The 22,921-nt window shown below is 73.3% G+C and carries 15 protein-coding genes and 1 tRNA gene; 7 read left to right on the top strand and 9 right to left on the bottom strand.

Going from position 1 to position 22,921, the window contains the following annotated elements; genetic code table 11:
• Positions 1 to 132: 132 nt before the first annotated feature.
• From pknB to ACFV61_RS20605, 6 genes are all read right to left on the bottom strand, one after another.
• A complete protein-coding gene (gene pknB, locus ACFV61_RS20630) occupies positions 133 to 2,271 on the bottom strand; it encodes a Stk1 family PASTA domain-containing Ser/Thr kinase (RefSeq protein ID WP_063348447.1) in 2,139 nt (712 codons plus the stop codon).
• Between the two features lie 260 nt (positions 2,272 to 2,531).
• Positions 2,532 to 3,989 (bottom strand): penicillin-binding protein 2, encoded by a 1,458-nt coding sequence (locus tag ACFV61_RS20625; RefSeq protein ID WP_063348446.1) that lies wholly within the window; start codon positions 3,987 to 3,989, stop codon positions 2,532 to 2,534.
• Positions 3,986 to 5,362 carry an FtsW/RodA/SpoVE family cell cycle protein gene (locus ACFV61_RS20620; RefSeq protein ID WP_063351252.1) on the bottom strand — a complete coding sequence of 459 codons (1,377 nt, stop codon included), beginning with the start codon at positions 5,360 to 5,362 and terminating at the stop codon, positions 3,986 to 3,988. The genes ACFV61_RS20625 and ACFV61_RS20620 overlap by 4 nt, the downstream gene beginning before the upstream one ends.
• 160 nt (positions 5,363 to 5,522) lie before the next feature.
• On the bottom strand, positions 5,523 to 7,148 hold the full coding sequence (locus ACFV61_RS20615) for a PP2C family protein-serine/threonine phosphatase (protein WP_380493121.1): 1,626 nt from the start codon (positions 7,146 to 7,148) through the stop codon (positions 5,523 to 5,525).
• A 53-nt stretch (positions 7,149 to 7,201) separates the two neighbouring features.
• Complete coding sequence (locus ACFV61_RS20610; RefSeq protein ID WP_063348444.1) at positions 7,202 to 7,744, bottom strand: FHA domain-containing protein; 543 nt, start codon at positions 7,742 to 7,744, stop codon at positions 7,202 to 7,204.
• A 46-nt stretch (positions 7,745 to 7,790) separates the two neighbouring features.
• Entirely contained in the window at positions 7,791 to 8,663 is an 873-nt protein-coding gene (locus ACFV61_RS20605; protein WP_363368196.1) for a DUF3662 and FHA domain-containing protein, read from the bottom strand.
• A 418-nt stretch (positions 8,664 to 9,081) separates the two neighbouring features.
• Between ACFV61_RS20605 and ACFV61_RS20600 the strand changes: the two genes are divergently transcribed.
• Positions 9,082 to 9,165, top strand: a tRNA-Leu gene (locus ACFV61_RS20600).
• Positions 9,166 to 9,216: 51 nt separating this feature from the next.
• Here the strand turns inward: ACFV61_RS20600 and ACFV61_RS20595 are convergent.
• A complete protein-coding gene (locus ACFV61_RS20595; protein WP_380482923.1) occupies positions 9,217 to 10,365 on the bottom strand; it encodes a sensor histidine kinase in 1,149 nt (382 codons plus the stop codon).
• Complete coding sequence (locus ACFV61_RS20590; protein WP_244293637.1) at positions 10,362 to 11,012, bottom strand: response regulator transcription factor; 651 nt, start codon at positions 11,010 to 11,012, stop codon at positions 10,362 to 10,364. Before ACFV61_RS20590 ends, ACFV61_RS20595 begins: the two co-directional genes overlap by 4 nt.
• Before the next feature lie 341 nt (positions 11,013 to 11,353).
• Between ACFV61_RS20590 and ACFV61_RS20585 the strand changes: the two genes are divergently transcribed.
• On the top strand, positions 11,354 to 13,183 hold the full coding sequence (locus tag ACFV61_RS20585) for a phosphatidylglycerol lysyltransferase domain-containing protein (RefSeq protein ID WP_380343307.1): 1,830 nt from the start codon (positions 11,354 to 11,356) through the stop codon (positions 13,181 to 13,183).
• A 172-nt stretch (positions 13,184 to 13,355) separates the two neighbouring features.
• Positions 13,356 to 14,153, top strand: a complete 798-nt coding sequence (locus ACFV61_RS20580) for a hypothetical protein (RefSeq protein ID WP_380371312.1) — start codon at positions 13,356 to 13,358, stop codon at positions 14,151 to 14,153.
• A gap of 37 nt (positions 14,154 to 14,190) precedes the next feature.
• On the opposite strand, the gene ACFV61_RS20575 is transcribed toward ACFV61_RS20580, so the two are convergent.
• Positions 14,191 to 17,019, bottom strand: a complete 2,829-nt coding sequence (locus ACFV61_RS20575; protein WP_380493117.1) for a SpoIIE family protein phosphatase — start codon at positions 17,017 to 17,019, stop codon at positions 14,191 to 14,193.
• 355 nt (positions 17,020 to 17,374) lie between these two features.
• Here ACFV61_RS20575 and ACFV61_RS20570 point away from each other — a divergent pair, with 355 nt between their 5' ends.
• The 4 genes from ACFV61_RS20570 to ACFV61_RS20555 all read left to right on the top strand — a co-directional run bounded on the left by ACFV61_RS20570 (position 17,375) and on the right by ACFV61_RS20555 (position 22,820).
• Complete coding sequence (locus tag ACFV61_RS20570) at positions 17,375 to 18,574, top strand: rhodanese-like domain-containing protein (protein WP_380493115.1); 1,200 nt, start codon at positions 17,375 to 17,377, stop codon at positions 18,572 to 18,574.
• Positions 18,575 to 18,713: 139 nt separating this feature from the next.
• On the top strand, positions 18,714 to 19,373 hold the full coding sequence (locus ACFV61_RS20565; protein WP_380493113.1) for a DUF5819 family protein: 660 nt from the start codon (positions 18,714 to 18,716) through the stop codon (positions 19,371 to 19,373).
• Positions 19,370 to 20,689 carry an HTTM domain-containing protein gene (locus ACFV61_RS20560; RefSeq protein ID WP_380493111.1) on the top strand — a complete coding sequence of 440 codons (1,320 nt, stop codon included), beginning with the start codon at positions 19,370 to 19,372 and terminating at the stop codon, positions 20,687 to 20,689. The genes ACFV61_RS20565 and ACFV61_RS20560 overlap by 4 nt, the downstream gene beginning before the upstream one ends.
• Before the next feature lie 10 nt (positions 20,690 to 20,699).
• Positions 20,700 to 22,820 carry an FUSC family protein gene (locus ACFV61_RS20555; RefSeq protein WP_380493110.1) on the top strand — a complete coding sequence of 707 codons (2,121 nt, stop codon included), beginning with the start codon at positions 20,700 to 20,702 and terminating at the stop codon, positions 22,818 to 22,820.
• The last annotated feature ends 101 nt before the right edge of the window (positions 22,821 to 22,921 follow it).

The raw sequence follows: 22,921 nt of genomic DNA, 5'->3' as shown, positions 1-22,921 counted from the left end.
CCCCGTGCGGCCCCGCACTTACACCCCCCCCCCCCGCCACCCCCCGCGGGCCCCCGCCACACCGAGCGCGGGGCCCCGGGGGGTCTCGGCCGGACAACTCCCACCAAGCCTCAGATCCAGGGGAACCAGGGCTTAGTTGTTGCTCCCCCCTTTGGTGTTGGAGGGTGAGGGGGAGAGGGGGTCACCCCCTTTGGGCGGATCGGCCGGCTTCGTGATGAGCATCACCTGGGTGTTCGGGTCCAGCTGGGTGCCGGCGGGCGGGTTGGTGCTCACGACGATGGCGTTCGGGTCCGACGGACCGGACACCACCGTGTAGAGCAGCCCGACCTTGCCCAGCTGCGAGATGGCGTCCGACAGCTTGACGTTCTGCAGCGGCGGGACCTGGGGCTTGTCCTGCATCTTGAAGATCGTCAGCGTGATCTTCGTGTTGGCCGGGACCTTGGTGTTGGCCTGGACCGACTGCGCGGCGACGGTGTTCGCCTTGCTCTGGTCGGTGGTCTGCACCGTCTTCGAGGTGTCGACCTGGAAGCCCAGGCCCTCCAGCTGGGCCTGCGCCACCTCCTTCTGCGCGCCGGCCACGTTCGGCACGGTCACCTTCGACTTGCCCTGCGAGACGGTCAGCTTGACCGGGGCGGTCGGGTCGCCGGCGGTGCCCGCCGCCGGGTCCTGGGCGGTGACGTTCTCCTGCGGAGCGGTGTCGTCGTCCTTGTACTCGGTGGTGACGTTGGTGAAGCCAGCGTCGCCGAGCGCCTTGGTCGCCTGGTCCTTGGTCTTGCCGACCACGTTCGGCAGGGGGGCCTTGGCCGGGCCGGAGGACAGCTGCACGGTGATGGTGCTGTTCTCCGCGACCTGGCCGCCGACGGCCGGGTTCTGGGTGCAGACCTGGTCCTTCTTGATGTTGGCGTCCGGGCAGGCGAGCTTGTCGCCCTCGGCCACCACGAGCTTGGGACCGGCCGCGGCCGCGGCCGTCTTGGCGTCCGCCAGGCTCTTGCCGACCAGGTTCGGCACGGCGACCTTCGGGGTCTCCGTGGTGCCGCCGCCGTTGCCGTTGAACATGGCCTGGGCCACGAAGAAGGTGCCGACCAGGACCAGCACGGCGGCGACCGCCAGCACGATCCAGGAGGTGTTGCTCTTCTTCGGCGGCTGCTCGCCGCGCCGGCCGCCGTCCCGGCCGTAGCCGTCGTCGTGGCCGCCGCCCGCCGGGCCGTCGGCGTAGGCCTGGCCGTAGCCGTCGTCCTGGTAGCCGCCCTGCGGGCCGTAGCCGGGCTGGCCGCCGGCCTGCGGCAGGACGGTGGTCGGGCCGCCGCCGGGCTGCTGCGGCAGCACGTTGGTCTGGCCGTACGGGTCGTGCTGCTGCGGGTAGCCGTTCTGGTCGTAGCCGTACCCGGCGCCCATGCCGTACGCCGCGGCCTGCTGGGCGGCGGCCACCGGCAGGCCGTCGAGGAAGCGCTCGATGTCGTCGCGCATCTCGTCGGCGCTCTGGTAGCGGTAGTCGCGCTCCTTGGCGAGCGCCTTCAGCACGATCGCGTCGATCTCGGGGCGGACCTCGGGGTCGAAGACGGACGGCGGCTGCGCCTCCTCCCGGACGTGCTGGTAGGCCACCGCGACCGGGGAGTCGCCGACGAACGGCGGGCGCACGGTCAGCAGTTCGTACAGCAGGCAGCCGGTGGAGTAGAGGTCGGAGCGGGCGTCGACCTGCTCGCCCTTGGCCTGCTCGGGGGAGAGGTACTGGGCGGTGCCGATGACGGCCGAGGTCTGGGTCATGGTCATCCCGGCGTCGCCCATCGCACGGGCGATGCCGAAGTCCATGACCTTGACGTTGCCCTGCCGGGTCAGCATCACGTTGGCCGGCTTGATGTCACGGTGCACGATGCCGGCGCGGTGCGAGTACTCCAGCGCCTGCAGGATGCCGATGGTCATCTCCAGCGCGCGCTCGGGCAGCAGCCGTCGGCCGGAGTGCAGCAGCTCGCGCAGGGTGGACCCCTCGACGTACTCCATCACGATGTACGGGATGGAGATGTTGTCGATGTAGTCCTCGCCGGTGTCGTACACGGCGACGATCGCGGGGTGGTTCAGGGACGCCGCGGACTGCGCCTCGCGGCGGAAGCGGGCCTGGAACGACGGATCCCGGGCCATGTCGGCCCGGAGCGTCTTCACTGCGACGGAACGGCCGAGCCGGGTGTCATGGGCGAGGTACACCTCGGCCATGCCGCCGCGTCCGAGGACGCCGCCGAGCTCGTACCTGCCGCCTAGGCGACGAGGCTCTTCCATAGTTCCGACCCTCTCCCTCACCTGCCGGCGAGGTTGTGACGTAGGTGTCCCCGCACGCTCAGGGTGACGCCGAGCGGGTCTCGACCGGTTCTCCGGCCGGGCCGTGCGCCGTCTCGCGGGCGGCAACGGGCACACCCGCTGCTGGCGGATACGCTACCGGTCGCACCGCATCGGACCGGAGTCGGCCGTCGGCCGATATCAGACCGGTATCCGGACGGGGGTGTCGATCGTGACTTTCCACTCACGGTCGGGCCTCCTCCTCACTTGCCGAGGACGGCCTGCATCACCGCCTTGGCGATCGGGGCGGCCAGCCGGCCGCCGCTGATGCCGTCGCGGTTGTTGGAGCCGTCCTCGACCACGACCGCGACCGCCACGGACTGGCCGTCGGTGGTCTTGGCCCACGAGGTGAACCAGGCGAACGGCAGCCCGGCGTTGTCCTCGCCGTGCTGCGCGGTACCGGTCTTGCCGCCGACCTGGAGGCCGGGGATCTTGGCGCTCTTGCCGGTGCCGTTCTCCACCACCGAGACCATCAGGTCCTGCATCTTCTGCGCGGTGGCCGGGCTCATCGGCTGGGAGAACTGCTTCTCGGTGTGCTTGGAGATGGTGGTCAGCGAGGCCGAGCGCTCCTGGTCGACCAGGTACGGCTGCATCAGGCTGCCGTTGTTGGCGATCGCGGCGGACACCATGGCCATCTGCAGCGGGGTGGCGCGGGTGTCGTGCTGGCCGATCGAGTCCTGCGCGGTGCCGTCCAGGCTCGCGCTGCTCGGGAAGATGCTCTTCTCGGAACGGACCGGGGTGTCGATGGTGCTGTTGAAGCCGAACTTCTCGGCCTGCGCCCGCATCTTGTCCTTGCCGAGGTCCGCGCCCATCTTGGCGTAGACCGTGTTGCAGGACTGGTCCATCCCCGACTTGACCGTGGCGTTCCCGCACTTCTCGAGCGGCGACTCGTTGTTGAGCACCGTCTGGGTGCCCGGCAGGGTGTACGGGTCCGGCGTCGCGGTCTGGTCGTCGATGTTCTGGTACAGGCCGTTCTCGAACGCGGCGGTCGCGGTGACCAGCTTGAACGTGGAGCCGGGCGGATAGGTCTCCTTCAGCGCCCGGTTGAGCATCGGCTTGTTGGGGTCGGCGTTGAGGTCCGTCCAGGCCTTGGAGTCGCCGCTCTCGCTGCCGGCGATGGTGCCCGGGTCGTAGGACGGGGTGGAGACCAGCGCCAGGATCGCGCCGGTCTTCGGGTCGATCGCGACGGCGGCGCCCTTCTTGTCCCCGAGGCCGTCCCAGGCGGCCTTCTGGGCCTTGGCGTTGATCGTGGTGACGACGTCGCCGCCGCGCTGCTGCTCGCCGGTCAGCATGTCCAGGGTGTTGCGGAAGAACAGCCGGTCGTCGGTGCCGGAGAGGATGCCGTCCTCCAGGTTCTCCAGCTGGCTGGAGCCGAAGACCTGGGAGGAGTAGCCGGTGACCGGGGCGTACATCGGGCCGTCGACCCAGGAGCGCTTGTACTTGTAGCGCAGGCCGTTGACGAAGTCGGACTTCGTGACCGGCTGGCCGCCGACGATGATGTTGCCGCGCGGGTGCGCGTACCGGTCGTACTGCTGGCGCTTGTTGTTCTTGTTGGTGGCCCAGGCGTCGGCCTGGACGCCCTGCACCCAGTTGGTGCGCACCATCAGGGCCAGGATCAGGACGAGGCAGAAGATCGAGACCCGGCGGATCGGCTTGTTCATCGGACGGGTCCTCCCTGGCCCTCGGTGGCCGGGGTCGCTTCGACCCCGGGTCGGCGGGCGCTGTCGCTGATCTTCAGCAGGATCGCGACCAGCGCCCAGTTGGCGACCACGGACGACCCGCCCTGGGCGAGGAACGGCATGGTCATACCGGTGAGCGGGATCAGCCCGGTGACGCCGCCGGCCACGACGAAGACCTGCAGCGCCATCGCCGACGAGAGCCCGACGGCGAACAGCTTGCCGAACGGGTCGCGGGCGGCGAGGGCGGTGCGCAGTCCGCGCTGCACCAGCAGGGCGTACAGCAGGAAGATCGCCATCAGGCCGGTCAGCCCGAGCTCCTCGCCGAACGAGCCCAGGATGAAGTCGCTCTTCGCGGCGAAGTTGATCAGCCAGGAGCGGCCCTGGCCGAGGCCCGAGCCCGTCACCCCGCCGGAGCCGAGCGCCATCAGCGACTGGCCGATCTGCTCGGTGGCGCCCTTCGGCGGGTGTGCTCCGAAGGCGGCCATCGGGTCGAGCCAGGCGTCGATGCGGACCTTGACGTGGCTGGTGGTCATGGCGACCGCGACCGCGCCGCCGATCGACATCAGCAGGCCGAACAGGATCCAGCTGGTCCGCTCGGTGGCGACGTAGAGCATCACCACGAACAGGCCGAAGAACAGGAAGGACGTGCCGAGGTCGTTCTCGAAGACCAGGATCAGCAGGCTGAGCAGCCAGATCACGACGATCGGGCCGAGGTCGCGCCCGCGCGGCAGGTACAGGCCCATGAAGCGGCGGCTGGCCAGGGCGAGGGCGTCGCGTTTGACCATCAGGTAGCCGGCGAAGAACACCGTCAGGATGATCTTGGCGAACTCGCCGGGCTGGATGGAGAAGCCGCCCATCCGGATCCAGATCTTGGCGCCGAAGTCCTCCGCCCGGGCCGGGAAGAAGGCCGGCGCGGCGAGCAGGACCAGCGCCGCCACCATCGAGATGTAGGTGTAGCGCTGGAGCACCCGGTGGTCCTTCAGGAACACCATCACGCCGATGAACAGCCCGATCCCGAGGGCCGACCACATCAGCTGGTTGCGGGCCGCCGGGAAGTTGGCGCTCAGCAGCTTGCCGGCCTTGTCGAGCCGCCAGATCATCACCACGCCGAGACCGTTCAGCAGGGTGGCGATCGGCAGCATCAGCGGGTCCGCGTACGGCGCGAAGCGGCGCACCAGCAGGTGCGCGACCAGCGCCAGCGCGCCCATGCCGAGTCCGTAGCCGACCATGCCGCTCGGCAGCGCGGAGTCCATCGCGAGGCCCACGTTGGCGTACGCGAGGATCGGCAGCACGACGGCGAAGGCCAGCAGGGCCAGCTCGGTGTTGCGCCGGTTCGGCGCGCCCTGGAGGGAGATGGTGGTGTTGGCCCGGCGCCGGGAGGCGGCGCGGTCGGTGGCCGTCCGGCGCCTGCCGGCCCGGCCGGTGTCGTCGCTCAGGTCGTAGGTGCTCACGTGGTGACCGCTCCCTGACGGCCGGCTGCCCCGCTCGGGGCGGGCCTATGTCGGATCACGGAGGTCACTGCTTCGGGCAGGAGTCGGCCCGGCTGCGCTCCTCCTCGGTCAGCCCGGAGAGGTCGCCCGACGGGCCGGTGTTCGGCGCGGCGGCGTTCGGCGCCGGTGCGGTCGGGCTCGGGGCCGTCGGGGTCGGGGTGGCCGGGGTCGGAGTGGTGGGGGCCACCGGGGGGCGGGTCTTCTCGCCCGGGGTGGGCGTGACGGCCAGGAACGCGGCGTGGGTGGCCTGCGCCGCCTGGGTGCCCTGGGCGCCCGGGTTGGTCCGGGCGTCGGCGACCTTCTTGCAGAGCTTGACCCAGCCGTCGAGCTCCTGGACGGTCGCGGTGGCGGCGCCCAGGCTGTCGGCCGAGATGGTCTTGTTCAGGTGCTCGGCCTGGTCCTGCGGCAGGTACTTGAGCTCGACGTCCTTGTACGCGATGTGCACCGAGGACAGGCTCAGGCCGGCCAGGTTCTGGTTGATGCCCTGGTAGACCGCGACGTGGTCGCCCTGCTTGGCGACGTAGTACTGGTCCTGGGTCCACTGGTAGCCGAAGAACCCGGCGCCGCCGAGCAGGCCGAGGGTGACCAGGACAGCCACCGAGACGGTGAGGCCCTTGCGCTTGCGCTTCGCGGGCGGCTCCTCGTCGAACTCCTCGGCGCCGTACACCGAGGGCTCGCCGGAGCCGTAGCCGTACTCGCCCTCGTAGCCCTCTGCGGGGCCGAAGCCGCCCTGGGCGGCGCCGTAGCCGGCGTCGTAGCCCTCGGCCGGGCCGAAGGCGCCCTGCGGGGTGCGGCCGAGGCCGGCGGCGCGGCCGGCCGGGGTGTCGGCGATCGAGCGGTCCGCGGCGGCCGAGGACGGCGGGGTGTCGGCGACCGCGCCGACCACCACCGGGACGTCGTTGTACTGGCCGCTCGTGGTGTCCGTGGCACCGACGTCGATGACGTCCGCCACGATGCAGGTGATGTTGTCCGGACCGCCGCCGCGCAGCGCGAGCTGGATCAGCTCCTGCACGGTCTGCTCGGGCGAGTAGTAGCTGCCGAGGGTGTCCTGGAGGGTCTGGTGGCTGACCGGGCCGGAGAGGCCGTCGGAGCAGATCAGGTAGCGGTCGCCGGCGCGGACCTCGCGGATCGACAGGTCGGGCTCGACCTGGCCGCGGCCGTCGAGCGCCCGCATCAGCAGCGAGCGCTGCGGGTGGGTCTCGGCCTCCTCCGGCGTGATCCGGCCCTCGTCGACCAGGCGCTGCACCCAGGTGTGGTCCTGGGTGATCTGCACCAGCGAGCCGTCGCGCAGCAGGTAGGCGCGGGAGTCGCCGACGTGCACCATGCCCATCCGCTGGCCGGTCCAGAGCATCGCGGTCAGCGTGCAGCCCATGCCCTCCAGCTGCGGGTCCTCCTCGACCATCTGCCGGAGCCGGTCGTTGGCGCCCTGGACGGCGTCGCCCAGCAGGGTCAGCAGGTCGGCGCCCGGCACGTCCTCGTCCAGTCGGACGATCGAGCCGAGCACCTCGGAGGACGCGACCTCGCCGGCCGCGGCGCCGCCCATGCCGTCGGCCACGGCCAGCAGCCGCGGCCCGGCGTAGCCGGAGTCCTCGTTCCCCTCCCGGATCAGTCCCTTGTGGGAGCCGGCGGCGAAGCGCAGCACCAGGGTCATGCGACCTGTGCCCCCCTCTGGGTCATGGACGGGATGCTGTCCCTCATGCGCTACTACTTCCGCAGTTCGATGACGGTCCTGCCGATACGGATCGGCATGCCCGGCTGGAGCGGAGTGGGCGCGGTCAGGCGCTGCCGGTCCAGATAGGTGCCGTTGGTGGAGCCTAGATCCTCGACCGTCCACTGCCCAGTCTGATCCGGATAGATCCTGGCATGCCGGGAGGACGCGTAGTCGTCGTCCAGCACGATGGTGGAGTCGTGCGCGCGGCCCAGGGTGATGGTCTGGCCCTGGAGCGCGACGGTGGTCCCGGCCAGTGAGCCCTGCACCACCACGAGCTGGGTCGGGGCGCCGCGGCGGCGGCCGCCGCCCTGGGTCTGGCCCGCCGCGGGGCCTGCGGCCGGGGCCTGCGCGGTGCGCCCGGCGGCCGGAGCGGCGGCGGCGCCGCCCGGAGCGGCGTTGGCGCCGCGACGGGAGGAGCGGGGGTTCACCTTGGTCCCGAACAGGTCGCTGCGGATCACCTGGATCGCGACGATGACGAACAGCCACAGCACGGCCAGGAAGCCCAGCCGCATGACCGTGAGGGTCAGTTCTGACATGGCCGGCCCGCCTGTCGGTGAGCGAGGCGCGCGAACAACTCGGACACTACCCTTCGACCTGTCGGTAGACGATGGTGGTGGAGCCCACGACGATGCGGGAGCCGTCGCGGAGCGTAGCGCGCTGGGTGTGCTGTCCGTCCACCACGATGCCGTTGGTGGATCCCAGGTCGAGGACCATCGAAGGGGTGCCGGGGCGGATCTCGGCGTGCTTGCGGGAGACCCCGGGGTCGTCGATCCGCACGTCCGCCTCGGTCGAGCGGCCGAGCACGCAGGCCGCGCCGGTGATCTGGTGGCGGGCGCCGTTCACCTCGATCCAGCGGCGGAGCGAGGCGCCGTGGCCGGCGCCGGGGAAGGCGCGGACGTTGCCGCCGGACGTCGCGGGCGGGCCCTGGGGCATCGCCGGGGGCGCGGCCGGCGGCGGGGGCGCGCCGTACTGGCCGGCGCCGGTCTGCTGCCACGGTGCGCCGGGGGCCGGGGCGGCCGGCTGGCGGTCGTATCCGGGCTGCTGCTGTTGCTGCTGCTGCGGGGCGTACTGCTGGGGCTCCTCGGCCGCCAGGGTGCGGCTGCGCACCCGGTACAGGCCGGTGTCCAGATCGTCGGCCTTCTCCAGGTTCACCTGGAGCGGGCCCATGAAGCTGTACCGCTGGGCCTCCGCGTACTCGCGGACCATGCCGGCCAGCTCGGCGCCCAGCTGCCCGGAGTAGGGGCTGAGCCGCTCGTGGTCGTGCGGGCTCAGCTCGACGATGAAGTCGTTCGGCACGACGGTGCGGTCGCGGTTCCAGATGCTCGCGTTGTTGTCGCACTCGCGCTGCAGCGCACCGGCGATCTCCACGGGCTGGACCTCGGACTTGAACACCTTGGCGAAGGTGCCGTTGACGAGACCCTCAAGTCGCTGTTCGAACTTCTTCAGCACTCCCATGGGACACCCCCTTCCAGGGTTCGTTCGCCTGCCTGCCGACCGGATCCCGCCGGGAGTCGGTCGTGCCTACTTGCGGTACTTCCGTACTGATCGTATCCACGCCGGGCCCTTCCGTACGGTTCCCGGACAGCGTGGTGCCCGGGGGTGGGCTCGGACACACAGGGTGACGCATACCGGGTACGGCACGCCAGGTGTGCCCGCCCGGGTGGGCTCCCGTCACTCGCTCGCCCGTTCGTCGTGCATCCGTTCGGATGCGCTTCGTCCCGCCGAAGAACGGATTCGGAGCGTCCCCCCGGGTCGTGCTACTGTTTTCCACGTCGGAAGGGCCGCCCACCAGGGAGGCCGGTCCAAGGAAACGCGAAGACCACATGGTACCGAGCGGTTCGGAAGATCGGTCGGCAACGAAGACGACACCCATGCGCGGGTGGCGGAATAGGCAGACGCGCTGGATTCAGGTTCCAGTGCCCGAAAGGGCGTGGGGGTTCAACTCCCCCCTCGCGCACAGCGAAGCCCCGCAGATCTACGGATCTGCGGGGCTTTCTCGTTGTCCCGGTCAGGAACGGGTGGCGGGCAGCTCGGCGCGGACCTCGAAGCCGCCGTCCTGGGTGGGGCCGGCGCTGAGCGAGCCGCCCAGCAGCTGTGCGCGCTCGCGCAGGCCGACCAGGCCGTGGCCGCCGCCCGGCAGGATCTCGTCCGGGTGGACCGGGGGCGCGTCGTTGCGCACCTCGACCCGCAGCCGACGCCCCTTCGCCCGGACCTTCACGTGCACCGCCGCCTCCGGGGCGTACTTGGTGATGTTGGTGAGCGCCTCCTGGACGGTGCGGTAGGCGGCCCGCTCGACCGCCTCCGGCCACGGGCGGTCACCGGGGTTCAGTTCGGTGTCGGCGGCCAGCCCGCTCTCCGCGATCAGCCGGGGCAGGTCGGCCAGCCGGGGCTGCGGGGCGAGCGGGGCGTCCGGGCGCGGGCCGGCGGTGCTGCGCAGCACCCCGACCATCTGGCGCAGCTCGTCGAGGGTGCGGACGGCCAGTTCGCGGATGGTGCGGGCGGTGGTCGCGGCGGCCGGGTCGGCGGTGCTCACCTGGAGCGCGCCGGCCTGGATGCTGATCAGGCTGACCTGGTGCGAGACCACGTCGTGCATCTCCCGGGCGAGCCGGCCGCGCTCGCTGATCAGCACCCGTTCGGCGAGCAGCCGGCTCTCCCGCTCCTGGCCGCGGGTCAGCTCGTCGAGCCGGGCGGCCAGCTCCCGCCGGGTGCGGGCGAGCATCCCGGTGGCGGCCGGGCCGGCGGCCAGCATCACCGACTGGATGGCGTAGAGCGCGGTGTCCCGGCTGAGTTCGAGGGTCTGCTCGGACAGCGGCCAGTGGAAGAACTCGACCAGCGTGAACAGGGTCGCGCAGGGGATGACGATCCGCGGGCGGGGGCGTTCGGCGGCCACCGTGTAGACGGCGGTGATCGGGGCCAGCCAGATGTCGTCGACGTAGCTGCCGGGCATGGTGAGCAGCAGCGCCGCCACCGGGAAGCGGCGGCGCCAGAGCAGGGCGACGGCGGCCAGCGTGGAGAGCGCGATCTGCCACCACGGGGAGTTCCGGGCCACCAGGGCGGCGTCCAGGAGGGAGTAGAGGGCGGGCAGCAGCAGCATCAGCCAGGGGGCGGTGCACCAGGCCGGGAGCCGTCTGGACGGCAGCTGTTCGGTGGCCGTCATGCCCCGTCGCCGGGTTTCGGCCGGACCAGCCCGGCCCGGTGGGCGAGCACCGCCGCCTGGACCCGGTTGGCCGCGCCGAGCTTGCCGAGGATCGCGCTGATGTGGTCCTTGACGGTGCCGGTGCCGAGGAAGAGCCGGTCGGCGATCTCGGCGTTGGACAGTCCCTCGCCGAGCAGGGCCAGCACGTCGAGCTCCCGGCCGGTGAGGGTGCGGGCGAGCGAGGTGGCCTCGGCGTCCGGGCCGCCGCCGTCCACGTAGCCGCCGATCACGGTGCGGGTGACGGTCGGGGACAGGATGTTGCCGCCGGCCGCGAGCACCCGGACGGCGTGGACCAGCTGCTCGGGGGCGGTGTCCTTGAGCAGGAAGCCGGAGGCGCCGGCCCGCAGTGCGGTGCCGATGTACTCGTCGCTGTCGAAGGTGGTGAGCATCGCCACGGCGGGCGGGTCCGGCAGGGCGCGCAGCCGGCGCAGCACCGAGATGCCGTCGAGGTCCGGCATCCGGATGTCGAGGAGCACCACGTGCGGGCGCAGGCGCTGGACGTGCTCCTCGGCCTGGCCGCCGGAGCAGTCGCCGACGACCTCCAGGTCGGGGGCGGAGCCGACGATGAGGCCCAGGCCGGAGCGGACCAGGATCTCGTCGTCCACGATCAGCACGCGGGTGTCGGTGATGGTGCCTCCTCGGTTCTGGCGGCCGGGGTCGGGCGGTCCGCGCGGGTCGTTTCGAGGGTAGGGGTAGCCGGGGTGGGGCGCCGAACGGATGGCGGTCCTTACCCCCGCCACATGGCGGGGGTGGGAATCCGCTACCCGGTTCACGCAATTCTCAGGCCGGGTGGGGAACCATGGAGTTGGCTGCCCTTTGTCGGCCTGCTCCATTCAGTGGGCGCCCGGTCGAGGTGAGGGCCGCCGGTCAGTCCGTCGGGCCCCTGCGGGCACCCGTCGCCGGGCCGTGTGCGGATGCGCCCCACCATCTGATCGTTTGGAATTGAGCTGTGTCGTCCACTGTGAAGTCGGAGCCTTCCGCCACGTCCACCGGGCCCCGGCCCGTCGGCGTGCTCGACCGCTGGCGCCCGCGGGCCGCCGCCGTCTCCGTGTGGTACCTCCGGCTGCTGGCGCTGCTGAACGTGGCGACGGTGCTGCTGGTGCCGTGGGGGAACCAGGTCAACGAGCACAACGAGGGTGAGTACTTCACCCCGTACCTGATGACCTCGGGTCTGGCCAGCGCGGTGCTGGCGGTCTTCCTGGCCATCGCGATGCGGCGGCGCAAGCGGGCCGCCTGGATCTTCAACGCGGCCCTGGCCAGCATGTTCGCGGTGCTGTACCTGCTGGCCATGGTGATGCCCGGCGAGCGGTTCAAGGCCCACCCGCTCAACTACATCTCCACCGTGCTGACCTGCCTGTTCGTCCTGGCGCTGGTCATCGGGCGGAAGGACTTCACGTCCAAGGGCGACCGCTCCAACCCGAAGACGGCGGCGGCCACCTTCGTCGGCGGGCTGCTGTTCGGCGGGGTCGTCGGCGCGCTGCTGGTCTGGGCGACCAACGGGCTCGGCGGCGCGGGCTTCTGGGACCTCTTCCGCTACTCCGTCGGCCGGATGATCACGATCAACCCCTCGGAGCACCTGCGCTCGGTGATCTCCTCGCCGACCTGGGTCAACGCGGCGATCAACGCGATGGGCGCGGTGCTCTTCCTGCTGGTGCTCTACGTGGCCTTCCGCAGCCCGCGCGGCAAGGAGCTGCTGAACCCCGAGGACGAGGCGAAGCTGCGCTCGCTGCTGGACAAGCAGGGCGAGCGGGACTCGCTCGGCTACTTCGCGCTGCGCCGGGACAAGGCGGTGATCTTCTCCCCCAGCGGCAAGGCGGCGGTGACCTACCGGGTGATCGGCGGGGTCTCGCTGGCCTCGGGCGACCCGATCGGCGACCCGGAGGCCTGGCCGGGCGCGATCGACACCTGGCTGGCCGAGGCCCGCGAGCACGCCTGGGCGCCGGCCGTGATGGGCGCCTCCGAGGAGGCCGGGGTGATCTACGCCCGGCACGGGCTGGACGCGCTGGAGCTGGGCGACGAGGCGATCGTCGAGCTGGACGAGTTCTCGCTGGACGGCCGGGCGATGCGGGTGGTCCGCCAGGCGTACAACCGGGTCAAGCGGGCCGGGTACACGACGCGGATCCGCCGGCACGAGGACATCCCCGAGTGCGAGATGGCCGAACTGGTGGCCAAGGCCGACCAGTGGCGTGACGGGGCGACCGAGCGCGGCTTCTCGATGGCGCTCGGACGGCTCGGCGACCCGGGCGACGGCCGCTGCGTGATGCTGGAGTGCCACGACGGCGACGGCGAGCTCAAGGCGCTGCTGAGCTTCGTCCCGTGGGGCCCGGACGGGCTCTCGCTGGACCTGATGCGCCGGGCCCGGGACACCGAGAACGGCCTGATGGAGTTCATGGTCATCGAGCTGCTGCAGCGTGCCGAGGAGGTCGGGCTGAAGCGGGTGTCGCTGAACTTCGCGATGTTCCGTTCGGTCTTCGAGCGCGGTTCGCGGCTCGGCGCCGGCCCGGTGCTGCGGTTGTGGCGTTCCGTCCTGGGCTTCTTCTCGCGCTGGTGGCAGATCGAGTCGCTGTACCGCGCGAACGCCAAGTACCGGCCGATCTGGGAGCCCCGCTACCTGCTGTTCGAGAAGAGCAGCGAGATCCCGCGGATCGGCATCGCCAGCGCGCGGGCCGAGGGCTTCATCGTCGCGCCGAGCCTGCCCGCCCTGTTCCGCCGCCGGCACTCCGGGGCCGCCGTGGTGGCGCCCCGGCTGCCGGTCGCGGCGCGGGACGGGAAGGGGTAGCCCTCCGCCGGGGGGCGGAGGGGACCGGGCGGTCGGATAGGGGGTGAGGTCAGGGATATCCCTCCCCCCAGAGGATGACCCTGATCCGCATCTATGCCGATGTGGATTTGTTAAGAGGCTTCTAATGTGGGAGTAGCTCAGAAAGTTCGGGGATTCGGGAGTAACGGTTGTGATGGACAGGACCCACGCGGGGGGCGTGCGGGAGGGGTCGCTGGCGCTGGCCAGATCGGCCGCTGCCGCCGAGTGGGGGACGTTGTACGCGACGGTGCGGGACGCGGTGGTGCGCAAGAAGTTCGCCGCCGTTCCGATGGCCACGGCGGCGACGTTTCTGATCCTCCTGTTCAGCATCACCCAGCACCTGCCGGGCGGTGAGCACTTCGTCAACCGCATCGGGGTGGTGAAGGCGGCGCTGCCGCTGGACGTCTCGCTGCTGCGGACCCCGCTCTCGCTGTACGTGCCGGCGCTGGACCTGCCGGTCTGGGGCGCACTGGCCCAGGTGTTCGTGGTCTTCGGCGTCGCCGAGATCGTGCTCGGCCGGCGGATGACCCTGGTGGTGGCCTACACCTGCACCCTGGCGGGCACGCTGTTCGCCCGGATCGGCGTGGCGCTCGGCCCGGATCACCTGTTCGGCTTCCCGAAGTGGGTCGCCTACGTGCGGGACACCGGGCCGTCGGCCGCGGTGGTGGCGCTGGCGATCTGCATCGCGTTCCGCTGCCGGGCCTGGTTCACCGCCGGCCTGGTGGTGGTCATGATGGTCGGCGAGGCGGTCGTGCTGCCGAACCTGGCCGGTCTGGAGCACGTGGTCGCGGTGATCACCGCGCTGCTGCTCGCCGTCTCGGTCGAGGTGTTCGGGGACTTCTGGCCGCGGGTGCTGGCCGGGGTCGGGGCCGCCACCTCGGTGGCCGCCACCGCGTCGCGGGAGGTCGCGGTGGAGGCCCGGCGGCGCCCGGCGGGCGCGCTCGTCCCCTGACCCACCCGCCGTCTGACGGCCGTCGGGCAGCCGGCCGTCAGGCGTGCGGCAGGGGGAGTTCGAACCAGACCACCTTGCCGACCGCCTTGCGGGCGGTGCCCCAGCGCTCGGCGAGCTTGGTCACCAGGGTGAGGCCGCGGCCGGTCTCGCCCAACTGCTCGGCCGGCTCCAGCGACGGCAGGTTGTGGTTGTCGTCGCTGACCTCGACCAGCAGCTTGTCCACCCGGATCAGCTGGAGCCGGACGCGGTCCCGGGCCACCCGGACGGCGTTCGTGACCAGCTCGCTGACCAGCAGCTCGGTGATGTCACTGAGCGCCTCCAGGTGCCAGCCGGCCAGCTGCTCGCGGACCAGCGAGCGGGCCCGGCGCACCTCGCGGTGGTCCACCCTGAGGTCCCAGGTGGCCACCTCGGACGGGGCGACCCCGTCGAAGCGGGCCACCAGCAGGGCGACGTCGTCCTTCCGATCGTCCGAGTGCAGCCGCTTGAGCACCACGTCGCAGGCCTGCTCGGGGCTCTGCCGCGGGTCGATCAGATTGCCGCACAGCGCGGCCAGGCCCGCTCCTATGTCGCCGCCCCGGACCTCGACCAGGCCGTCGGTGCACAGCACCAGCATCGAGCCGTCCGAGACGTCGATGGTCTTGGCGACGAACGGCACCCCGCCGACCCCGATCGGAGCGCCGGCCGGGATCTCCAGCAGCTCGCCGGAGCCGTCCGGGTGCACCAGCACCGGCGGGACGTGGCCGGCGCTGGCCAGCTCGCAGGTCCGGTTGATCGGGTCGTAGACCGCGTACAGGCAGGTGGCGAGGTGGTCGTCGCCGAGCTTGTGGGCCAGGTTGTCCAGGTGTCGCAGCAGCTGGCCGGGCGGCAGGTCGAGCGCGGCGAGGGTCTGCATGGCCGTCCGGAAGCGGCCCATCGCGGCCGCCGAGTGCAGGCCGTGGCCCATCACGTCGCCGACCACCAGGGCGACCCGGCTGCCGGGCAGCTGGATAGCGTCGAACCAGTCGCCGCCGACCTCGGCCTTCGGGTCGCCCGGCAGGTAGCGGTGGGCGATCTGGACGCCGGGGATCTGCGGCGGGCGGGTCGGGATCATCGAGCGCTGGAGGGTGGTGGCCACCCTGGCCTCGGCGCGGTGCAGCCGGGCGTTGTCCAGGGAGAGCGCGGCGCGGACGGCCAGCTCCTTGAGGGTGGCGGCGTCGCTCTCGTCGAAGGGGGCGCGGTCCGGCAGCCGGAGCAGCTTGAGGATGCCCAGCACGGTGCCCCGGGCGGACAGCGGCACCACCAGCATCGAGCGGCCGGAGACCACCTGGGCCAGCCGGGCCCCGCCGAGCGCGATCGCGTAGTCGACCGCGACGTCCGCGCTGATCACCGGGACCAGGACCGGCTGGTTCAGCTGCAGGGCCATCCCCGGCGGGGTGCGGCGAGGCATGCTGACCAGCGAGCCCTCGGACAGCACGTGGTCCCAGGCGCCGCCGGTCTCGTTGTAGACCAGGGCGACCCGGCGGAGCATGGTGTCGTCGTCCGGGCGGGCGGCCGGCAGTTCGGAGTCGGAGATCAGCCCGTCCACCAGGTCCACGCAGGCGAAGTCGGCGACCCGGGGGACCAGCACCTGGCAGAGCTCGTGCGCGGTGAAGCCGAGGTCCAGGGTGGTGCCGACCTTGCCGCCGACCTCGTTCAGCAGTGCCAGCTGCTCGCCGGCCTGCCCGTTGGTCAGGAACGGGCTCAGCCGCCCGGACGGGGCGCCCTCGGCGCCGGTGGGGGGCTGGTCGCTACGGCGGGGCGGACGGCCGTTGGCGGGCGGTTCGGCGGCGGCCGGCTCGATGGCGGCTCCTCCTCCGGTCGGGGACGGGGCGGTCGGGGGCGGGGTGGTCGTCGTCGGGGTGGTCGGGGCCGGGGTGGTCGGTGGGACGCCCGCCGGGGCGCCGACGGCGCCGGACGGCTGGGCGGCCGCGGACCGCTCGGCGGTCTCGCGCTGGGCCGGCAGCGGGCCGGGCGTCCGCCCCCGGACCGTCCGGGCCGGGGGCGCGGACTGCTCGGGCTGCGGCGGCGGGCCGACCCGGGCGGCGCGCTGCTGGGCGGTCGGGTAGCGGCGGCCGAGTCCGGCGGCGGCGTGCGCGGCGGCGGTCTGCGGGTCGGCGGGCAGGACCGGCAGCACGGTGGCCGGGTCCAGCCGCAGGGCGGGCAGACCGGCCTGGTCCAGCACGTCGAGCAGCAGCGCCCGGCGCGCGGCCGAACCGGCCGGCAGCAGCCCGGCCAGCCGGTCGGCCGACAGCAGACCGGCGCGCAGCCGGCCGGGCGGGGTCAGGGCCGCGCCCAGCCGGTGGAAGCCGCCCCGGGCGGGCGGGGTGGCGGCGAACGGCAGCAGCCGCTCGCCGAGTGCGAGCCGGGGGCCGGCGGTGCGCAGCGGTCGGGCGTCGGCGGCGAGGGCGAGCAGGCCGCCGAACGGGTCGGGCAGCGGCCAGGCCCACCAGAGCACGTCGCGCAGGTGCTCCTCGCGGTCGATGACGGCCAGCTGGCCGGCCCAGGGGCGCCCGTCGGCGGTCAGCGCGGCCAGGGTGTCCAGGGCGTCGCAGCGGCGGCGCACGGCGGACCCGGCGGCCTGGCCGGGGGCGGCGAGCGGCTCCACGGCGGGCAGCAGTCCGCTGGCCGGCCGGTCGTGGGCGACCTCGGCGCGGTGCCCGAACAGTTCCTCGGCGGCCCGGCTCCACTGGGCGATCCGTCCGGCCCGGTCGATCAGGACGAGGGCGAGCCGGACCAGGGCGGCCACGCCGGTCGGGTGGTCACCCGGTACGGCCTCGGCGTCCGCCGGACGCGGTGTGGAGTTGGACTCGGCCACCATGGATTCGGTCTGCTCCCGCCTGGCCGCCACGCCTGGAGGCGGCCGTCTCTCCGGAGGAAGGCACGCTGTGCGGAAACCCGGGGCGTGTCCTGTGGATCGTGCCGGGCTTGAGGGCGTGTCTGAACGAGTCCGCCGGGTGCCCGACGCCGCGTGCTGATCCGACGCGAATCATCAGACACGCCCTAGCGAAGCACGGACCGGCCCGGGCGTGATAGCGAAACGGGGAGATTCCTCAGGATCGGTTGCGTGCCGTGCGGCGCGCGCCGGTTCGCACTCCCCGTTCACCCGGACGGGGCTTTCGCGCGCGAGGGTAGGGTGGCAGGCCGGGCCACCCCGCGAGGCGGCTCCGCAGGACGCAGCCGGCCGGACGAGACAGAGGCGAGAAGTGACCGCGCAGAGCCCCGTCCGCTGGACGGACCCGCAGCAGCAGGAGTTGGAGGAGCGGGTCGCCGCCGCCGAACTCGCCTGGCTCAGCATGGACGTCGACGTGCAGACGCTGCGGGTCGAGATCGACAACTTCGCGCTGATCCACCATCAGCTGCTGGGTCCGCTCTACGCCCGGCTGGACGAGCTGGAGGCGCTGGTCGCCGAGGCGGTCGCGGCCAGGACCGGGCACCCCGAGGACCTCCGCCGGGCCGCCGAGGCCCGCCGGCAGGTCGACGAACTGCCCGACCTCGACGCGCTGTTCGACTCCGTCCGGGAGCAGGAGGCGGCCCCGCCGCCGCCCGCCGCGCCGGCCCGGGTGCGCCCCGGGCGGGACGCCCAGCGGATCTACCGCGAGCTGGTCCGCCGGGCCCACCCCGACCTCAGCACCGACCCGGCCGAGCAGCAGCGCCGGGCCGCGTTCCTGGCCCGGGTGAACGAGGCCTACGCGGTCGGCGACGCCGCCGCGCTGGAGGGCCTGTCCGCCGAGTGGTCCACCGCGCCCGAGGCCGCGCCCGGCGCCGACTCCCCCGACCGGCTGGAGTGGCTGCGCCGCCGGCTGGAGTGGCTGACCGGCAAGATCACCGAGACCGCCACCGAGCAGGTCCGGCTGGAACAGACCCCGATGGGCCAGCTGCTCGCGCTGGCCCCGCAGGACCCGGACCGGCTGCTGGAGCAGCTCGCCGAGGAACTGCTCGCCAAGGCCGCCGCCCAGCAGGCCGAACTGGAGCGGCTGCTAGGCGCCCCGGCCGCCCCGGCCGCGGCGGGCGACGGCCACCGGCAGCCGGTGGGCGACAATGGCACCGACCCGACCCAGCCCCAGGAGAGCCACACGATGTTCGCGCAGATCCCCTCCACCACCGCCGCCGCCGTGCCCGCCGACGCAGCCCTGCTGGACGTGCGCGAGCAGGACGAGTGGGACGCCGGCCACGTGGACGGCGCGCTGCACATCCCGCTCGGCGAGGTCATCGCCCGGATCGGCGAACTGCCGGACGGGAAGCTGTACGTGCTCTGCCGGGTCGGCGGCCGCTCCGCGCAGGTCGTCCAGTACCTGGTGCAGCAGGGCCGGGACGCGGTGAACGTGGACGGCGGCATGTACGCCTGGGAGGGCGCGGGCCGTCCGATGGTGAGCAGCACCGACCAGGACGCCTTCGTCCTGTAGGTCTGTAGGCCTGTGGCCTCGTAGCCCCGTGGTCCGGTGGCCCCGTCCGGCACCGTCGTGTTCGCCCGGTAGGGCAGGATGGGCGCGCGACCGCGCCGGGACGGGACCCGGGCGGCGCGCCGACCGGGCCGGGGAGGCCATGACGGAGACGACGGACCGCCCGGCCGCCGGACGGGTCTGGTCGACGCCCGCGCAGCTCGTGCTCGGCCTGACCGCGGCGGTGCTGGTGGTCGGCACCGGGCTCTTCCTCGCGGCGGTGTTCCTGCACGTCGCGCCGGCCAACTCGCTGTCCCGGCAGTACCGGGACGAGGTCGACGGCCTGGTGTACCCGGAGTTCGAGCAGAACTGGCGGCTGTTCGCGCCGAATCCGCTGCAGCAGAACGTCAGCCTGGACGCCCGGGTGCGCACGGCCGCCGCCGACGGCGCCACCCGCACCCGCGACTGGACCGGGCTGACCGCGCAGGACCTCGCCGCGATCCGGCACAACCCCGCCCCCAGCCACGTCGACCAGAACGTGCTGCGCCGGGCCTGGGACTTCTACGACGGCTCGCACAACCCGCAGGACGAGGCGCTGACCAACACCCGCGGCAGGCTCGCCGAGCAGTACCTCAAGCGGATCGCGCTGCAACGGATCGGCCGGGAGGTGGACGGCGAGCGGATCCTGGAGATCGAGTTCCGGGCCACCGCGGTGACCGTCCCGCCGCCGTCCTGGAGCGGCGAGGCCGCGCCACCGGCGCCGAAGGTGCGGGAGCTGCCCTGGTGGCCGGTGGACGACGAGGACTACCGGGAGCTCGGGTGAGCGAGGTGTCGCCGGAGGTGTCGCCCGAACTCTCGCCCGAACTCTCGCCCGAGTTCTCGCCTGAGGCGCCGGCCGAGCAGCGGTGGTCGGAGGGCATCCCGCGCCAGGCCGGGCAACCGCCCGCCGCCGGCTCGGCCCCCGGGCCCCGGCCCGCCCCGGCGCCGCGCGGGCCCGGCCCGGCCGACCTGGCCGCCCGGGCGATGGCCGCCTTCACCGGGCGGGCGCTGGGCCGCCACCAGGCCGCCGTGGTGCGGATCGGCTTCGGGCTGGTCTGGCTCGCCTACCTGCTGCGCGAGTGGCCCAACCGGCGGGTGCTGTACGGGGACCGGTCGCCCTGGTCGATGGACCTGGCCGAGCGGCTGCTGACCGACAACGGGGCGTTCACCGTGCTGCCGTGGTTCGGTGGGCGGCCCTGGTCCGAGCTGGTCTACCACCTGGCGGTGCTGGCCGCCGTCGCGGTGGTGCTGGGCTGGCGGACCAGGGCGAGTGCGGTGCTGTTCCTGGTCACCGTGCTGTCGCTGCAGAACCGCAACGTCTTCCTCGGCGACGGCGGCGACAACGTCGTCCACCTGATGGCGGTCTACCTGGTCTTCACCCGCTGTGCCGAGGTGTGGTCGCTGGACGCCAGGCGGGCCCGGCCGGGGCGGGCCGGGGTGGTGCTCTGGGTGCTGCTCGGCGCCGTCCTGGCGGCCTGCCAGGTCGGCGGCTTCTCCGGCGAGAGCCTCACCTGGACGGTCCGGACCTTCCCGTACGTCGGCTGGGCGCCGTTGTTCTGGGGGCTCTGGGCGGTGGCCGGGCTCTGGTGGACGCTCGGGCGGCTGCGGCCGGACGGCGAACCGCGCGCGGTGCTCGACGCGCTGGCGAACATGGTGCACAACTGCGCGATGCTGGTGATCGCCGTCGAGGTGGTGCTGATCTACGCGACGGCCGGCTGGTACAAGGTGCAGGGCTCGCGCTGGCAGGACGGCACCGCGCTGTACTACCCGCTGCACCTGGACTACTTCACGCCCTGGCCGTGGCTGTCCGGGCTGGTCGGCTCGGCGCTGCTGCCGGTCTTCCTGATCTCGTACGGCACGGTGGTCGTGCAGGTCGCGTTCCCGTTCACGCTGCTCAACCGGCGGGTCAAGAACGTGCTGCTGGCCGTGCTGCTGGCCGAGCACCTGGGGATCGCGCTGCTGCTCGGGCTGCCGGTGTTCTCGCTCGCGATGATCGCGGCGGACGCGGTGTTCCTGCCGACCGGCGCGCTGCTCTGGGCGGCGGCGCGGCTGCGGCGGATCCGGCGGTCACGAGCGCCGGTCGCCGAGGGCGTGCCCTAGGCTGACCCGTATGTCCTGGTTCGCCGCCCTTCGCGACACCGCGCGGACCGGACTCACCCTCGACCGGGCGCTCACCGACCCCAAGCGGGCCCTGCGCGGGGCCGTCGCGGTGGCGTTGGTGCTCTTCCCCACCCTCGCGCTCGGCGGGGTCGCGCTCGCCACCTCGGCCGCGATGGGCGCCTTCATCGCCGGCACGGCCACCTTCCAGCGCAGCTTCCGGCCCCGGGCCAGCCTCGCCGTCGCGGCCGGGGCCGGGCTCGGGGTCAGCACCTTCCTCGGCTACCTGGCGGCCGGGGTGCCCGGGTTGTTCCCGGTGCTGCTCGCGGTGTGGGCCTTCGGCGCCGGGCTCGCCTGGGCGATCGGGCCGACCGCCGGGGTGGTCGCGACCAACACCGTCTCGGTGATGCTGATCGTCGTCCAGCTCCCGGTCAGCGCGACCGCCGCGCTCGGACACGGGCTGGTCGCCGCCCTCGGCGGGGTCGTCCAAGCCGTCGTCATCACCCTGTGGCCGATCGGGAGCTGGAGTGCCCAGCGGGACGCCCTCGCCGACACCTACGCGGAACTCGCGGACTACGCGCGCAGGTTGAGGCAGGACCCGACCGCGCACGTCGACCCGGCGCCGTTCATGACGGCCCGGCACGCCGCCGCCCTGACCCCCTGGCAGGACCGCCACCGGCCGGCCGAACTGCGCGGCCTGCGCGGCCTCGCCGAGCGGATCCGGCCCACCCTGGCCGCGCTCGCCGACCCCAAGGTGGGCGCCCCGGAGGAGGGGCCCGAACGCGACCGGGCCCGTGAGGTGCTGGCGGCCGCCGCCGAGGTCATGGACGCCCTGGCCCGGGCCGTCCGCACCGGCGACCCCGTCCGGCTGCCCCGCTCGGCGCCCACGCTCACCCTGGTCCCGCCGGACGAGGGGCCGCGGCTGCAGGGGGCGGCCCGGCGGTCGGCCCGCCGGCTGGGCGGGCTGCTGCGCAAGGCCGCGGACACGCTGGAGCGGGGCGACGCGGACACCATCACCACGCCCGTGATCGGCGCGGGCGGGGCGCTGCACAAGCCGTCGATCCTCCGGATGCTGCCGGTCGCGCTGCGGACGGTGCGCCGGCAGCTGCGGCCGCGCTCGGCGATCTTCCAGCACGCCGTCCGGCTCGCCGGGGTGGTCACCGTCGCCTACCTGCTGGCCCGGCTGGTCGGCTTCCACCACGGCTACTGGGCGCCGATGACCGCCGCGATGGTGATGCGGCCGGACTTCGCCCAGACCTACAGCCGGGGTGTCGCCCGGCTGGCCGGGACGGTCGTCGGGGTCGCCGTCTCGACGCTGGTGGTGCAGCTCACCCACCCCGGGGAGTGGGTGCTGGCCGCGCTGGCCGTGCTGTGCATCGGCGGGTCGTACCTCGCGTTCCGGACCGGGTACGCGCTGACGACGGTCGGGATCTCGACGTACGTGGTGTTCCTGCTCGGGCTCCAGGCCGGGAACCCGCTCACGACGGCCTTCGAACGGGTCGGGCTCACCCTGCTCGGCGGGTCGGTGGCGCTGGTGACGTACGCGCTCTTCCCGACCTGGCAGACCGCCCGGCTCGGGGAGCGGCTGGCCGAGTGGCTCGCCGCCGCCGGGCGGTACGCGGCCGCGGTGATCGCCTGCTACGAGGACCCGGCCGCGCCGCGCGGGCGGGCGGTGCGGGCCGCGCTGCTGGACTCCCGGGAGGCCCGCTCGGAACTGCTCCAGGCCATGCAGCGCGCCGACGCCGAACCGGGCCGGCACGCCTCCGGGCTGCCCGGGGTGTCCCGGCGCCAGGTCGACCGGGCCCGGGCGGCGGTCGGGCACCTGGGGCGGGTCGCCGTCCTGCTGGAGGCGCACCTGCCGGCCGCCGACGCCGACCCGGTGCCGGGGGCGGCGGAGTACGCGGAGGAGCTGCGGCTGGCCACCGCGCTCGCGGGGGCGGCGCTGCTCACCGGGCAGCCGGTGGAGTTCGGCGCCGTGCGGGAGGCGCAGGCGCGGCTGGAGGAACGGCTGGCGCAGGCGCCGGCGGGGGTGCAGCGGGACGTGGTGCGGGCGGGGACGCGGCTGCTGGGGCAGGCGCTGAAGGACCTGGAGCGGGCGCTGCGGGGGCGGGAGGACGTGCGGGGGCCGCAGTAGGCGCCGTTCGCCCCTCCCTGGACGGGGCTCAGGGGGGGGGGACCGGGGGGGGGCGAAAGGGGCCGGGGGGGGGGCGGGGGCGGGGGCGGCCGTAAAGCCGG

The organism is Kitasatospora sp. NPDC059817, assembly GCF_042731835.1.
Taxonomy (GTDB): Bacteria; Actinomycetota; Actinomycetes; order Streptomycetales; family Streptomycetaceae; genus Kitasatospora.
Note: the sequence above shows the minus strand (reverse complement) of the source record. Positions and strands in the feature narration are given on the sequence as shown.

What these genes read in the sequence shown, in the direction of transcription:
- ACFV61_RS20615 (WP_380493121.1), bottom strand. Translation starts at nt 7,148, where the DNA reads ATGACCCTGGTGCTGCGCTTCGCCGCCGGCTCCCACAAGGGACTGATC.
- ACFV61_RS20625 (WP_063348446.1), bottom strand. Translation starts at nt 3,989, where the DNA reads ATGAACAAGCCGATCCGCCGGGTCTCGATCTTCTGCCTCGTCCTGATC.
- ACFV61_RS20610 (WP_063348444.1), bottom strand. Translation starts at nt 7,744, where the DNA reads ATGTCAGAACTGACCCTCACGGTCATGCGGCTGGGCTTCCTGGCCGTG.
- ACFV61_RS20555 (WP_380493110.1), top strand. Translation starts at nt 20,700, where the DNA reads ATGTCCTGGTTCGCCGCCCTTCGCGACACCGCGCGGACCGGACTCACC.
- ACFV61_RS20605 (WP_363368196.1), bottom strand. Translation starts at nt 8,663, where the DNA reads ATGGGAGTGCTGAAGAAGTTCGAACAGCGACTTGAGGGTCTCGTCAAC.
- ACFV61_RS20580 (WP_380371312.1), top strand. Translation starts at nt 13,356, where the DNA reads ATGGACAGGACCCACGCGGGGGGCGTGCGGGAGGGGTCGCTGGCGCTG.
- pknB (WP_063348447.1), bottom strand. Translation starts at nt 2,271, where the DNA reads ATGGAAGAGCCTCGTCGCCTAGGCGGCAGGTACGAGCTCGGCGGCGTC.
- ACFV61_RS20565 (WP_380493113.1), top strand. Translation starts at nt 18,714, where the DNA reads ATGACGGAGACGACGGACCGCCCGGCCGCCGGACGGGTCTGGTCGACG.
- ACFV61_RS20595 (WP_380482923.1), bottom strand. Translation starts at nt 10,365, where the DNA reads ATGACGGCCACCGAACAGCTGCCGTCCAGACGGCTCCCGGCCTGGTGC.